Source organism: Clostridium muellerianum, assembly GCF_012926525.1.
GTDB classification, from domain to species: Bacteria; Bacillota; Clostridia; order Clostridiales; family Clostridiaceae; genus Clostridium_AM; species Clostridium_AM muellerianum.
Map to the genome: position 1 here is coordinate 202547 of NZ_JABBNI010000067.1, position 15110 is coordinate 217656.

The 15110-nt window shown below is 27.0% G+C and carries 15 protein-coding genes; 14 read left to right on the forward strand and 1 reads right to left on the reverse strand.

Annotated elements, in window-relative coordinates; all coding sequences use genetic code 11:
- Positions 1 to 41: 41 nt before the first annotated feature.
- The 7 genes from HBE96_RS25785 (at position 42) to HBE96_RS25815 (ending at position 8407) form a co-directional block, all read left to right on the forward strand.
- Positions 42 to 761 (forward strand): LytR/AlgR family response regulator transcription factor, encoded by a 720-nt coding sequence (locus HBE96_RS25785; RefSeq protein ID WP_169300574.1) that lies wholly within the window; start codon positions 42 to 44, stop codon positions 759 to 761.
- Positions 758 to 2113, forward strand: coding sequence for a sensor histidine kinase (locus HBE96_RS25790; protein ID WP_169300575.1), 1356 nt, complete (start codon positions 758 to 760; stop codon positions 2111 to 2113). Before HBE96_RS25785 ends, HBE96_RS25790 begins: the two co-directional genes overlap by 4 nt.
- Before the next feature lie 279 nt (positions 2114 to 2392).
- On the forward strand, positions 2393 to 3289 hold the full coding sequence (locus tag HBE96_RS25795; RefSeq protein ID WP_169300576.1) for an ABC transporter ATP-binding protein: 897 nt from the start codon (positions 2393 to 2395) through the stop codon (positions 3287 to 3289).
- 132 nt (positions 3290 to 3421) lie between these two features.
- Positions 3422 to 4108 carry a hypothetical protein gene (locus HBE96_RS25800; protein WP_169300577.1) on the forward strand — a complete coding sequence of 229 codons (687 nt, stop codon included), beginning with the start codon at positions 3422 to 3424 and terminating at the stop codon, positions 4106 to 4108.
- Positions 4108 to 4905 (forward strand): hypothetical protein, encoded by a 798-nt coding sequence (locus tag HBE96_RS25805; RefSeq protein ID WP_169300578.1) that lies wholly within the window; start codon positions 4108 to 4110, stop codon positions 4903 to 4905. Before HBE96_RS25800 ends, HBE96_RS25805 begins: the two co-directional genes overlap by 1 nt.
- Positions 4906 to 5225: 320 nt before the next feature.
- Complete coding sequence (locus tag HBE96_RS25810; RefSeq protein ID WP_169300579.1) at positions 5226 to 6086, forward strand: pyridoxamine 5'-phosphate oxidase family protein; 861 nt, start codon at positions 5226 to 5228, stop codon at positions 6084 to 6086.
- 608 nt (positions 6087 to 6694) lie between these two features.
- The gene (locus HBE96_RS25815; protein WP_169300580.1) at positions 6695 to 8407 is read left to right on the forward strand and encodes a methyl-accepting chemotaxis protein; all 1713 of its coding nucleotides are present in this window, start codon (positions 6695 to 6697) and stop codon (positions 8405 to 8407) included.
- Positions 8408 to 8554: 147 nt separating this feature from the next.
- On the opposite strand, the gene HBE96_RS25820 is transcribed toward HBE96_RS25815, so the two are convergent.
- Positions 8555 to 9001, reverse strand: coding sequence for a hypothetical protein (locus tag HBE96_RS25820; RefSeq protein WP_169300408.1), 447 nt, complete (start codon positions 8999 to 9001; stop codon positions 8555 to 8557).
- A gap of 263 nt (positions 9002 to 9264) precedes the next feature.
- Here HBE96_RS25820 and HBE96_RS25825 point away from each other — a divergent pair, with 263 nt between their 5' ends.
- The 7 genes from HBE96_RS25825 (at position 9265) to HBE96_RS25855 (ending at position 15058) form a co-directional block, all read left to right on the forward strand.
- The gene (locus HBE96_RS25825; protein WP_169300581.1) at positions 9265 to 10155 is read left to right on the forward strand and encodes a GGDEF domain-containing response regulator; all 891 of its coding nucleotides are present in this window, start codon (positions 9265 to 9267) and stop codon (positions 10153 to 10155) included.
- Between the two features lie 417 nt (positions 10156 to 10572).
- On the forward strand, positions 10573 to 11250 hold the full coding sequence (locus HBE96_RS25830; protein ID WP_169300582.1) for a Crp/Fnr family transcriptional regulator: 678 nt from the start codon (positions 10573 to 10575) through the stop codon (positions 11248 to 11250).
- A 14-nt stretch (positions 11251 to 11264) separates the two neighbouring features.
- Positions 11265 to 12008 (forward strand): nucleoside phosphorylase, encoded by a 744-nt coding sequence (locus tag HBE96_RS25835; protein WP_169300583.1) that lies wholly within the window; start codon positions 11265 to 11267, stop codon positions 12006 to 12008.
- Between the two features lie 14 nt (positions 12009 to 12022).
- Positions 12023 to 12625 (forward strand): ECF transporter S component, encoded by a 603-nt coding sequence (locus HBE96_RS25840; protein WP_169300584.1) that lies wholly within the window; start codon positions 12023 to 12025, stop codon positions 12623 to 12625.
- A 24-nt stretch (positions 12626 to 12649) separates the two neighbouring features.
- The gene (locus tag HBE96_RS25845) at positions 12650 to 13417 is read left to right on the forward strand and encodes an energy-coupling factor transporter transmembrane component T family protein (protein ID WP_169300585.1); all 768 of its coding nucleotides are present in this window, start codon (positions 12650 to 12652) and stop codon (positions 13415 to 13417) included.
- Positions 13414 to 14259, forward strand: coding sequence for an energy-coupling factor ABC transporter ATP-binding protein (locus HBE96_RS25850; protein WP_169300586.1), 846 nt, complete (start codon positions 13414 to 13416; stop codon positions 14257 to 14259). Before HBE96_RS25845 ends, HBE96_RS25850 begins: the two co-directional genes overlap by 4 nt.
- Positions 14252 to 15058 (forward strand): energy-coupling factor ABC transporter ATP-binding protein, encoded by an 807-nt coding sequence (locus tag HBE96_RS25855; protein WP_169300587.1) that lies wholly within the window; start codon positions 14252 to 14254, stop codon positions 15056 to 15058. Before HBE96_RS25850 ends, HBE96_RS25855 begins: the two co-directional genes overlap by 8 nt.
- The last annotated feature ends 52 nt before the right edge of the window (positions 15059 to 15110 follow it).

Consider the following 15110-nt stretch of genomic DNA (forward strand, 5'->3'; position numbering starts at 1 on the left):
GATATAATTATAATGTTACTAATTAAGAAATGAGGGGAAATATGCTTCAAGTACTAATTTGTGATGATAATTCATCTTACAGAGATAAAATTAAACAGATTATTGAAAATACTATTTTAAGAGAAAATTTGGATTTAAGTGTAGCTTTATGTACGGAAAATCCTGAAGATGTAATAAAATACACTGAAAAGAACAGTATTACAGGAATTTATTTTTTAGATGTAGATTTAAAAAGTAACATAAATGGAATAAGATTAGGAGAAAAAATAAGGGATTTAGATCCTAAAGGGTTTATAATATTTACAACTATACATATGGAAATGAGTTACCTTGCCTTTAAATATAAGGTTGAAGCTATGGATTATGTAATTAAGGATGAAGAAGATTATAAACAAAGAATAAACAGTTGTATTATGAAAGCTTATAATACATATTATAAAGAAAGTAATAAGGAAGGATTTATTTCAATAAATGAAGATTCTAGGGTGATAAATATAAAGCTTTGCGATATTTTGTTTATTGAAACCAGCAGTACAGCTCATAAAATAAGAGTGCATGAGGAAAATAGACAGATTGAGTTTTATGGTAATCTTAAAGATATACATGAAAAGCTTACATCAAATTTTTATAGATGTCATAAATCTTATATTGTAAATAAAGATAAAATTAAAGAAATAGATATGAAAAATAATAAAATCATTATGACAAATGATGAAGAATGTTATGTTTCTTTTAGATATAAGAAGGGACTATTATCATGATAATAAAAAAATTTACGATTAGTATGTTTTTAGGTGAACTTATTTTTCCACCGTTACCTATAAGTATTCTTTGCTGTGCTGCAGTATATTTTTTAGGTAGGGATAAACATAATTTACGTGAAATTAAAAGATACTTTTTTATTTCATTTATAACAGGAATGATTCTTAGAACAGGTTCCTATATACTGGTACTTCCGCTGCTTTCAATTATAGTTATATTAGAATTAAAAAATAGTAAAAATATAAATAGGACTATAAAAAACCTTATAGCTATTTTTACAATATATTTTTTGGCTGTTATTCCTATACCATTTTGGGGTACAAGCTTTTATGAAAAAAATATTATATCAATTAAACATTATACTGCTGAATTGGCAGTATCACTAATTATAGTATTTTTAACATGTAAAATTATAAATATAATTTATTATAAAACAATAAATTTAAAAAAACTTTCCTCATTACAAATACGAAATAGAATGATTTTAAGCATTTGTATACCTATAGCTATAAGCATACAATTGCTATATCCATTTGTAGATTTAACAAAGGATAATGCAATTTCTTTTGTTATAGATTCCTTTATTCCACTTATGATTCCGTTAGTTTCCATAATACTTATACTTATAGTAATTTATAATTATGATAAAAGTGTAAAAAGTGAAGTGCTTTTAAAGAGAGAAATTGAAGAGAAATATCAAATAGAAGAATATGCTCATATGGTAGAAGAAATGTACAGTCAAACCAGGAGATTTAAGCACGACTATATAAACATGCTTACACCACTTAAAGAGTACATAGATAATGATGATATGGAGAAACTTAAGGAATTTTTCTATGATAATGTTATTGATATGGATAAAGATATAAAGTGGACTAATAGTAATATAGATAAGTTAAGATATATTAGAATTACAGCTTTAAAAGCATTGTTATCAACAAAACTTATAAAAGCATTATCTATGAATATAGATATAAAAGTAGAAATAGTAGAGAATATTTCGGAAGTTCCTATGAACATAATGGATTTGTGCAGGATAATGGGAATACTTATGAATAATGCTAGTGAAGCAGCAGATGAATGTGAGTATCCAAAGCTTTCTCTTTGTATTGTAAATAAGGAAGAGTATGTGGTTATAGCAGTGCAAAATAACTTTTCTGGTGAAAAGCCTGTAATTCATAAAATATATAAAGAGGGATTTTCCACTAAAGGAAGTGGAAGAGGTTTAGGATTATATACGGTTAAAAATATTATAGAGACAAAGTATGATAATGTGTTTATAAATACATCCATTGAAGACAATATGTTTATACAGGAGTTGTGGATTAAAAATATTAAGTTAGGCATCTGAAAGAAAATAACGAAATAAATATATCGAATTAAAAAGTATCCTATAAGATAAGCAAGTAAAAAGTTTATTTTATAGGATACTTTTATATTCAAATAGGAAAGTCGTTTCCTAAACGTAAAGTTTTTAATCATAACCGTAAATAATAATGTTACTTGTGAATTCATAACTGTTACTTTGGAGTGGGATACAAAAAATCAGTGATAGTTTTGTTAATATGTAAAAGAAGATTAGTTTTAATATTTAAACACATATTTTAGATTTGAAAAGAAGGAGAAAAAAATGGAACCAATTTTAGAAGTGAGAAATTTAAGTAAAAGGTACAAAGAAAAAGATGTACTTCACAATATTAATATGAAAGTATTTAAGGGAGATATATATGGCTTTATAGGACCTAATGGAGCTGGAAAAACTACTACAATTAAAACGATTTTAGGCTTGCTCAAACCATCAGCAGGAGAGGTATACATAGATGGAAAAAATATTTTAAATGATAAGGAAAATAATCCTTCAAGTATAGGTGCAATGATAGATTACCCAAGTTTTTATCCAAATTTATCAGGATATAAGAATTTAATGTTATATGCCAATGTTTTGGATTTAAGTAATAAAAGGGTAAATGAAATTTTAGAATTAGTGCAATTAGCAAAGGATAAAAATAAAAAGGTAAGCAATTATTCTATGGGTATGAAACAGAGATTAGCGGTGGCAAGAGCATTTTTAACCAAGCCTAAAATTGCAATACTAGACGAGCCCACTAATGGATTGGATCCAGAAGGGGTAAAGGATATGAGAGAATTAATAAAAGATTTAGCAAAGGATAATAATACAACTTTTATATATTGTTCTCATATTTTAAATGAAGTTCAAAACTTATGTAATAGGGTAGCTATGATAAATAAAGGGAACATAATTGTTGAAGATTCAATGGATAACTTATTAAATACTAATAAAGAAGCGTACAGCATAATTTCAGAGGAAAAAGAAAAATTAAGGCATATATTAGGTAGTATGGTTTTAAAAATGTCAGATATAGAAAATGGAATTTCTGTTGAAATTAATAAGGGAGAATTTAAATTAATTAATAAGTTGATATTAGATAATCATATTGAAGTTTCAGGTATGTCTAAAAATAGTAATTCCTTAGAGGATTATTTTATGAGACATTTATCACTATAATATAATACTTATGTGCAAGCTCTTCTATGGTTCAGGATAAATATTTAAATGTTATTTTATGAAGAGTGTTGTCTTTATAGGTAAATTTTAACTGAACCCAAGAATTATTGAAAAACGAGGTAAGAGATTAACATGATAAAAAATGAACTTATAAAATTTTTCACTCCACTAAAAACATCAATATATGGAGGAATTATATTAATATTTATTTTAATATCTGATGTAATATTTGCAGATGTACCATCTGGAATAGTAACTTTTCATGATTTATTATATGGTGATATGAAATCATTAGTATTTATGATACCAATAATTTTAGCACCAATAGTTTCAGAGGTTTTTACTTATGATTATGAATGTGGATGCATGAAATTTTTTCTTATTTATAAAAAAAGAGAAAAGGTGCTTTTTTATAAAATATTTTCTTTGATTCTTATAACAGGCACATTAATTATATTTACCTTTGTTATTTTAAATACAGTATACATTGCAAAGTTTGGAATTCAGATTAATATATTAGAAGATATAAAAATGAGTATAATGTTTTTAGTTGCATTAATACCTATTTTACTTATATATGTACTAATTTCTATACTGTGTAAAAGTAGTACTATTGTATCATTATTGATATTCCTTTTACCAATAATGTCAGATTTTATTCCTAAAACTATTGGAGAGATAACTCCTAGAAGATTTTTATGGAATTGTTTATTGGAAAAACAAGTTGATACATTTTCTATTATTTTATTTTTAATATATACAGTAGTTTTTATATTATTTAATGTAAAATTATTTATTAAAAAGGAGTTGACACATTGATGGTTAAGTTTTTAAAAAATGAAATTATAAAGATGATGCATTCAAAAAAGATATATATATTGTTAGCATTTGTAATATTTATGATTTTAGCCATATGTTATATGATGCATTTAGATCAAAATAATATAATAAATAATGCTCCTAAAACTAGAGAATATACTAAACAAATTAAAACAGATGTTTTAAACATGAATAGTGTTATATTTTTGAAAATGTTTAGTACGGAATTTATTTTTAGGCCGGTTGTACCATATTTTGCATTCTTCATGGTGGTATTTTCAGTAGAAATTTTTGGACAAGACTTTTTTAGTGGAAATATGAAGTACTTTGCAAGATTAGATAAAGATACTATTAATATTTTTAAATCTAAAGTATTAATTTTGATTATTTATTCAATTTTAGTTGTAGCTATTAATATAATTTTAGGCTTTATTATTAGTTCGTTTGTATTTAAAGTTAGCTTTCATGGATTAGGTAGAATTATATGTATTTATGGTTCCTCAATTATCCCCCTTGCTTCTTTTGGACTGATCATAGGAATAATGTCTATGTTTATAAATAATAAAACAATAAGTGTAACTTTAGGAATTATTATTTCAGTATTTTTAACTGTTGCTGATAGGCTAACAATTACCCGTAATTTTTCACCTATTGGAGTTATATCTATTATGGAGAAAGCAAGAAGTAATATAACATTAAGTGCTTTACTTATGGCAAATTTAGCATCAGTTATATACTTATTATTAGCTTATTTTATAGGAAAAAGTATTTTTAGAAATAAGGAATTCAATTATTAAGTTTATTAAGGCATATTCAAAAAAATAACAAGTCAGTATGTTAGTATATTTTGCATCATACTGAGTCAACAAAATCCTTTGATTGTTTCCTTGCCAATGTCAAAGTATACCAATATTTTCGAACAGTTATTTTCTTTCATATGCTTAAATGGAAATATTATAGTAAAAAAATCTGCTGCCAGTGTAAAAAACGCTTTTGGCAGCAGATTTTAATTTGTATTATTACTTATTTTTTACAATATTAGTGCAATAAAAATAAATTGGGTAATTTTTGATTTTTATGGTAAAATTGTAGTGTAAATAATTTGGGAGGTGGCTAAATGAATAGTACGTTGGTTATTTATAAAAATAAAGGTTATGTAACTAAAAAATTTGCAGAAATTTTAGGTTATGTTCTTGGACCAGCTAAGACTTTATTATTTGAACAATTTAATGAAAACTTTGAAAATTATTCTAATGTAGTTATTGTTATGTCAGTATATTCTAAAGATGACCTATATCAGTATATGAACTTCATAAATGCAAATGTTAGTCAATTAAAGAATAAGAAGGTTGTGATTTTTTCTACATCCTTTAATATTGAAACTGCAAAGGATACTTTAAAAAAAGTAGATGAAATATTAGGACAATCTGTAATCTTTTCGCAATATTTTAAAGCACATATGGAAATTTCAAAAATTGTAAATAAAGCTTTAGAAGTAAAGAAAATTCTTAAGGATAATAATGATATGCCTTTAGATGCTTTAAAATTAAAAATTGAAGAATTCCTTTTAAAATATAATACATGTACTTTATGCACAACACATGAAAATTGGGTAAGAGCTACACCTATTGAATATAATTACTTAAATGGATCAATTTATTTTATAAGTGAAGGTGGAGAAAAGTTTGCTCATATTTATATAAATCCTAATGTTTCTATAGCAGTATATGAAAATTGTAAAGACTTCAAAAATTTAGCTGGAATACAGATTTCAGGTACCGCAAAGTTAGTAGAAAAGTTTAGTGAAGAATATATTAATGTTATGAAAAATAAAGGATTAATCATAGAAAATCTAAAAAAGATGCCTGTTTATTTAAATGTTATTAAGGTTGTACCAAAGAAATATGAAATATTGCTTTCAGATTTATCTAAGGAAGGCTATAGCGTAAAACAGGTTTTAGAATTAAGCAATGTATAATGAAACAGAGAAAGGTGTATATACTAATTTATTAAATAGGAGAAAAATTTGATAGGTGCATAGATAAATTAAATATGCGGCTAATTTTTAAAATGTCTATTTTTAGACAATATAGTTTATAGAAATCATTGCTAGATAGTTCTTTATTGCTGAAGTATGTCTATATATGTTTATAAATAATTAAAAGATTAACTAATTAGGATAAATAAATACAAATAATGAAAACCCCTGAAAAAATATGATTTGGTTGATAAAGTTAATTAAACATGGTAAGGGTGTAGTTGAAAAACCTGAAAAAGAGCGTAAGATATTTATAAATTTTACGGGTTAAAATATAAACATATAAAGTTTTATTAAGTCATAGTAATTTATAAAAATTAATTTTCTTACTATAAATATAATATAATTAAACAATAGTGACTTTATTATAGGTAATATAACTATATTAAAGTCATTATTTTTTTGTGCATTATACATGCACAATGGTAATTAATACATTATAATACAAGGATTATAATGTATCCACAAAAAATGTAAAATTATAAAGAAATTTAATTAAATATCGAATATTAAACTATAATGACTAATTGAGGAGGAGGCAAATTTTTATGAAGTGGTTTAATAATTTAAAAATGGCACAAAAAATAATAAGTTCATCTATTATAATAGCGATATTTGTAATAATAGTAGGTATGGTTGGAGCATGGAATATAAAAAAGATAGGTATTAATGCAGATAATATGTATAATGATAATTTAATTGGTATAAATGCTATTAGAACATTAAAAGATAACCAAACGGAGATTAGAGCAGATTTGCTTTTACTTGTATACAAAAGAGATAGAAGTGAACTTGACAGCATAAAAAAAGAGATATCCAGCTTAAAACAGGAAAATGATAAGGTGTTAAATGAGTATAAAAATTCTATTACAAATGATGATGATAGAAAGATGTATACAGAACTTGAAAAGTCCGTAAATGAATATAGAGATGTTCGTGAACAACTTATAAAGTTTGTTGATGAAAATAGATATGATGAAGCCATTAAGATTTTTCCAAAGGTTGGAACTGTAAGGGGAAAAATGACTAATCAAATTGATGATATGATTAAGTTAAATGTCAAATTGGCTAAAGAAAGTGATGCTGATAACGATGCAGCATCTGCAAAATCTTTCATTGTTATTGTATCTATAAGTGTTTTAGGATTAATTATTTCCATTGTGCTGGGAACAATAATAGCTAAAATAATATCCAAACAATTAAGTAAGATATTAAAATTTGGAGAAGCTTTTGGAGAAGGAGATTTAACACAAAAAATTGATATTGATTCTGAAGATGAAATAGGAAAACTTGCTAAAGCTTTAAATATTGCAGGAGAAAATATAAAGAATTTAATTTCTGAAATTACTAGCAGTGCTTCTGATATAAGTGCTTCCAGTGAAGAATTATCTGCAACAACAGAAGAAGTTTCTGCAAATACACAAAATGTAGCTCAGTCAACTGAACAAATTGCTAAAGGAAATGAAAACTTAGGTGCTGTAGTAGAACAGGTAGATGCTTCTGTACAAGAAATAAATTCAACTACAATTGAATTATCAAATAAGGCTGATAAAGCAGCTGCATCTGTAAGAGAAATAAAAGCAAGGGCACTTGAAGTAAAGGGAAAAGCTAAAAAAGACATAGAAAATGGAAGTAGAATTTATGATGAAAAATATAATAACATAATAAAAGCTATAGAGGAAGGAAAGATTGTAAATAAAGTAAAAATTATGGCTGATTCTATAGCAGATATATCAGAACAAACAAATTTACTAGCTTTAAATGCAGCTATAGAAGCGGCAAGAGCTGGTGAACATGGGAAAGGATTTGTGGTAGTAGCTGAGGAAGTAAGGGGTCTTTCAGAACAATCAGCAGACGCCGTTACACAAATTCAGAACATGGTAGTACAGATTCAGAGTGCATTTGATAATTTATCTAATAGTTCAAAAGATATATTAGATTATATAAATAATAGTGTAAAGCCAGGTCATGAATTGTTATTAAAAACAGGTGTAAATTATGAAAAAGATTCCGAGTTCATTAATAATATGTCAGAAGAAATAGCCTTAGCAGCAAGAAAAATGAGGGAAACAGTAGGACAGGTAACAGAAGCTATTGATAACGTGGCTTTAACTGCACAAACATCTGCAGCAGGTTCTGAAGAAATATTAAATAGTATAGGTGAAGTATCAACTGCCATAGAAGATGTAGCAAAATCCTCGCAAACTCAATCTGAGCTTGCACAAAAGCTTAATGAGATGGTAATGAAATTTAAAGTATAGAGAATTAATTGGCATGAATTATTTCTCATATATGATGCATTTACAATAAGCAAAAAATTTATGGATTAACCTATAATTTTTTGCTTATTTGCATGTTACACCAAATAATTAGTGATTTTATTTATGCCGGTGGTAATATGGGTAAAACTAATAATATGGGTAAGGTTCATAATAGTAAGGATAATAAGGCTCATAATAGTAAGGTTCATAATAGTAAGGATAATAATAGTAATGTGGACGGTGATGATAATATGGATGGTGAGGATATTGCCTAAAGTCATCCTCGTTTATGTCGTCTATATAATCAATTCTGAAATTCATATCATCTTCATAATAGTCCATAGGTTGTTGCTCGTTAATTTGTGTTTGCATGTTCTGATAAGGCATACTTTCCTGGTAAGGCGTACCTTGTTGATAAAACATGTTTTGTTGGTAAGGCATCCATTGCTGGTAAGGTGACATATTTTGCATACCTTGGTAAGGCATCATTGGATTATAATACATTGAGGAAAAATCGTCATTGTAATTTTCTCTGTAATCATCATAATCTTCAGTAATATTTTGATTAGAATTTTGGATTTCATTTTTAGACATTAATATACCTCCACTAATTTTAAGTACAGTATTATTGTATGTAGTTTTATAAAGAGCGTTACAAAATTAAATATAGTAGATAATATAAAAAACAAGATAAATTTTTAATTGATATATAGAAATTAGTATTATTTTTCTTGAAGAAATATATAAACTCTAATATAATTCAAGATAGAGTACACTATAAACTTGGTGATAAAATTAGATTTAATAATATGACAATTTTTTTAATATTAATCTGAAAAAGTAAAAGGGGAAATGATATGACAGGTGAAAGAATATTAGTAGTTGATGATGATAAATTAAACTTGACTCTTATAAGCGATATTTTAAAAGTGGAAGGATATGAAGTTTATCCCTTTTTCAATGGAAGTTCTATATTAGAAAAGACATATTTAATTAAGCCATCAGCAATACTTTTAGATATAATATTACCAGACATTGATGGATTTGAAATTTGTAAAATGTTAAAAGAAGATATATATACTAAGGATATACCTATTATTATGATAACGGGAAGAACCCACAGCAGTGATGTAAAAAAGGCACTAGAGTTAGGAGCTTTCGATTACATAAAAAAACCTATAGATGAAGTTGAGGTGGCTGCTAGAGTTAAGTCTGTTTTAAGATATAATGAATATCAAGAAAAGTTAAAAGCTATGGCTATTAAAGATGGACTTACTGGTTTGTATAATCATACTTTTTTAATCGAGATATTAGAAAAGGAAATAAAAAAACATGAAAAAAAAGTATCCAGTATTTCTTTTGCAATGATAGATATTGATTATTTTAAAAAGGTGAATGATGCTTATGGACATTTGTTTGGAGATAAAGTATTAAAGGGGCTTTCAGATATGTTATTGAAATCCGTACCTAATTCTGATATTGTGGGTAGATATGGAGGAGAAGAATTTGGTATTATATTTACACATGAAAGTAAGGGGAATTTAGAAAAGTTATGTGAAACATTGAGAAAAAACGTTCAGGATGCTGAGTTTGAAACAGATGGTACCAAAGTTAAAATTACTATAAGTATAGGTGCTTGTTTTAGAGAAAATACAAAAGGTTTAAAAAGTGATGAAATTATAAGAAAAGCTGATGAAGCTCTATATAAGGCTAAAAGTAGCGGGCGCAATAAAATAGAAATAGTTTAATATATGTTTATTTAAGAAGTAGTTTTTTTATTATTTATAGAATAGAAAATTGTTTTAAAATAGATTTTAATATATTATATTAAAGTATAAAATAGAAGCTGTGAAACTAAGAAGTTAAATTTAATGTTTCACGGCTTTTTAATTTAAAAGTATAATTTTCACATAAATATGTTATATATTTATCAATGTAGAATATCACAATTAATTTAAAATGATATTCTGGTTGCTTTAAAATTAAATATGAGTATTATATAGGGTCTAAAATGACAATTAAATTATATTAATTTCGCATTTTGGGAAGTTTGTCTTAAATTTTTATGTATTTATTTATTTAAAATTATTGTTATAATTTTAAATGGGACATATGTCCTGTATGTAAAGGTTTAGGTGTATTATTATTATAAAGGAGAACAAGAGATGAGCATTTTAAAGGTAGTAGAAGTTATTGAAAAGGAAAAAATTATTTATAATATTTTAAAGTCATGCCCCTATGAAATACTTAAGCAGTGGGAGATATTTAAATATAAAAAGGGAAAAACGTTTTTGAAACAGGGTGAGATATACCCATACTTTTTTATAATAATTGAAGGACAAGCTAATATTTTCGTTATGTCTCATAACGGGAAAAGGTATTCTCAATCCATATACACAGAGGGGAATTTCATTGGTGAACTGGAGATATTCAATAACATTCCTTATAGTTGTTCCATTGAAGCTCTAACAGATATTAAACTTTTGGCTTTAAAAAGAGAGAGTTTTTTAAAATGGTATGACATGGATAAAAATATATGTAAGTATATTACAGAGCAGATGTGTACTGCATTTTATACTCTTTCACAGAAATCAGCAGAAGATACTCTATATACATTAAAAGAAAGGATATGCAACTATCTTTTAGAAGAATATGGTAAGAGTTCTAAAGCTAATATAAGCATAGATAAAGATACTTTAACTGCACAGCTGGCAGTAACAAAGAGGAGTTTGAATAGAACTTTTATGGAACTTAGAAAAGAAGGTATCCTTGAAATAAGCAATTCTCAAGTTTTTATTATGAATTTGGATAAACTTAAAAATTTAACAAAGAAAAATATTTAAATGGAGGCTTATTTATGACACTCATTCAACCACATATAAGATGTTCAAAAGATTTAAATGTAAAATACGCTATACTTCCAGGAGATCCTAAAAGGGTAGATAGAATAGCAGAATTTTTAGAAAATGTAGAAGAGGTGGGATTTAATCGTGAGTATAAATCTTTAGTGGGTTATTACAAAGGAATAAAGATACTTGCTATGTCTACAGGTATGGGAGGAGCGTCTACTGGCATAGCCGTAGAAGAACTTAAAAATATAGGACTTGAAGCCTTAATAAGAATTGGAAGCTGTGGAGCTACACAAGAAGGAATAAGAATTGGAGATCTTATCATTCCTAATGGAATAGTGAGAGATGAAGGAGCTTCAAGAGCTTATGTTGAGGAAAAATATCCAGCAGTACCAGATACTGAACTTTTGTTTAACATTATTAATAGTGCACAAAAGCAAGAATTTCCTTACCATGTAGGTATAGCAAGAAGTCATGATAGTTTTTATACTGATGAAGAAGAAAATATAGATAATTATTGGAGTAAGAAAAGAGTTTTAGGTGCGGATATGGAAAGTGCAGCGTTATTTGTTATAGGAGGATTAAGAGGATTAAAAACTGCATCAATTTTAAATGTAGTTGTAGAAATTGATGGAAATTTAGAAGAAAATATAAATGATTATGTTGATGGGGAAAATGCTACTTTAGATGGCGAGAAAAAAGAAATATTAACTGCACTTGAAGCAATTTATAATTACAGTAATAAAATTTAAATGGAGGTGATATTATGAGTAAAAACAAAGGATGGTCTTTAAAACTTTCAACTACATCTTTAGTTCTTATACCAGCAGCAGTAGGTATAAATTACATAGGTAAACTTTTTGCAGGAATATTAAAATTACCACTATGGTTGGATGCTATAGGAACTATGCTTGCTAGTATCTTGGCTGGACCAGTGGTTGGGGCCGTAAGTGGAGCTATTAATAATATTATATATGGATTAACTATGGACCCAATATCGTTTATATATGCATTAACATCCATTTCAGTTGGACTTGTTTTAGGTTTTTTAAGTTATAAAGGATTTATAAAAAATGCCTTTACAGCAGTAATTGCAGGAATAATTGTAGCTTTAGTTGCAGCTTGCGTATCTACACCAATAAATATAGCATTTTGGGGTGGACAAACAGGTAACTTATGGGGCGATGCTTTATATGCTATTTTAACAGCTAAAGGTCAGCCAATTTGGATAGCATCATTAATAGATGAATTAGCAGTAGATATTCCAGATAAAATAGCTACAGTGTTAATAAGTTATGCTATATTTAAGGGACTTCCAAAGGCTCTTACAGTTTTATATCAAAATAATGAAGTTTATGACTTGGATTAGTCATTTTAAAGGTGAGGTGGTCACATGAAAAATTTAAGTTTATATACAGAAGGAAATAGTTTTGTACATAATATAGATCCAATTAGTAAAATTTTATATATAATTACAGCTATAGCTGTTGCTGCAATTATTCCAAATAAAATATCAGCTTTAGCTTGTATAATAGTAAGTTTTATATTAATAGTTTTTGCTAAAGTTTTTAAAAAGGTTATACCTCTTATAAATTTTAGTTTGCTTATTCTTATATCTATAGTTATAATTCAAGGATTGTTTTTTCAAGAAAATAAAAATGTTGCATTTACTTTAGGAAAAATAAACTTTTATAAGGAAGGTTTATCCCATGCTATTCTTATATGTTTTAGAGTAATTAATATACTTTGTGCTTTTTCTATATTGATTTTGACTACTAAACCTTCTGATTTAATAGAAGAACTTGTGAAAAAGGGTTTATCACCAAAAATAGGCTATGTTTTAAGCTCCGTTTTGCAAATAATTCCTCAAATGACATCTACTATGGGAACTATAATGGATGCTCAAAAGTCAAGAGGTATGGAAACTGAAGGAAAGTTTATAGTTAGATTAAAAGCATTTTTCCCTCTTATAGGTCCTGTGGTTATGAATTCTTTAATAGCAACTAGAGAAAGAGCTATGGCTTTAGAAGTAAGAGGTTTCTCTTCAAATGGTAAAAAGACTTTTTTAAATGAAAGAATTTACCCTAAATTTAATGGACTTTTTAGAATATGTATGATTTTGATAATAGTTGCAGCGATAGTATGGAGGGTAGCTTTATGAAGAAAATAGTAGTAGAAAATTTAAAATATAAATATCCTCTTTCAAAGGATTTAGCATTAAGGGGTATATCATTTGAAATAGAAGAGGGAGAATTTATAGGAATTGTAGGAAGAAATGGTGCAGGAAAATCAACTTTATGTCAGGCATTTACAGGATTAGTACCTAATTTCTTCTTCGGTGGATATGGTGGAAAAGTTTTAATTGATGGATTAGAAGTAAGAAAAGCTCCTTTAAGTGATTTATCCTTAAAGGTTGGTATAGTTTTTCAAAATCCATTTACTCAAGTTACAGGTTCTAAGCTTACTGTGTATGAAGAAATTGCTTTTGGACTTGAAAATATGGGGCTTTCTAGAGAAGAAATGAAAAAAAGAATAGATTATTCTTTACAACTTTTGTCTATAGAAAAGTTTAAAGATAGAAATCCTTTTGCACTATCAGGTGGTCAAATGCAAAGAATGGCAATTGCCAGCATAATAGCAATGAAGCCAGATGTAATAGTTTTAGATGAACCTACATCTCAACTTGATCCTGAAGGTTCAGAAGAAGTATTTAAATCAGTTCATAAATTAAGTAAAGAAGGCATGACTGTAATAATGGTTGAGCATAAAATTGAAAAGATAGCTAAATATTCTGACAGAATTATGCTTTTAAATGAAGGAAAATTAATAGATTTTGATACACCAGAAAAAGTTTTTTCAAGAGAAGATTTAAGAAGTTATGGTGTTAAAGAACCTTCATATACTGAAATGTGCAGAGAATTATCTTTAGTAAATCCTAAAACTGGATTATATCCAGCAACTTTAGAAGAAGCTTATGATTTGGTGGTGAGTTCCAATGGATAAAAAAATTGAAGTTAAAAACCTTCATTTTTCATATAATAAAGATGAGGAAATTTTAAAGGGAATAAATTTAGAGCTAGATAATAGAAGTACAGCTATAATTGGCCAAAATGGTGCAGGAAAAACTACTTTTGTTAAGCTTCTTAAGGGCCTTCTAAAACCTTCAGAAGGAGACGTATTTGTACAAGGTACAAACACTAAGAAAGCAACTGTAGCTACTCTATCATCAAAAATAGGATTGGTTTTTCAAAATCCTAATGATCAAATATTTAAAAATAAAGTAATAGATGAAGTTATGTTTGGAGCATTAAATATTGGACAAAACAGGGAAGAAGCCTATAAAAATTCTATGGATGCTTTAAAAATGGTAGGATTAGAACATTTAGAACATAGTAATCCTTACGATTTAAGCTTATCTGAAAGAAAACTTATAAGTATAGCTTCAATAGTTTCTATGAATACAGATATTATAATATTTGATGAACCAACCATTGCGCAGGATTATGAAGGAAGAGAAAAAATAAAAAATATAATATTTAAATTGAGAGAAAAAAATAAGCTTGTTATAACAATAATTCATGATATGGACTTTGTAGCAGAATGTTTTGAAAGAGTTATTGTGTTTACCCAAGGAAAAATGTTAATGGATGGCACAACAAGGGAGATTTTTTCAAGAGAAGAGGAACTTAAAAAAGCGTATCTAGAAGCGCCTCATATAACTAAGTTTTGTAAAAAGCTAGGCTTTAAAGAAACCTTCCTAACTGTTCGTGAATTTGTAGAATATAAAAAAAATATTTTATAGTAATTAAAATGCCCTATAAATTGCTTATATAAAGTAGTTTGTAGGGTGTTTT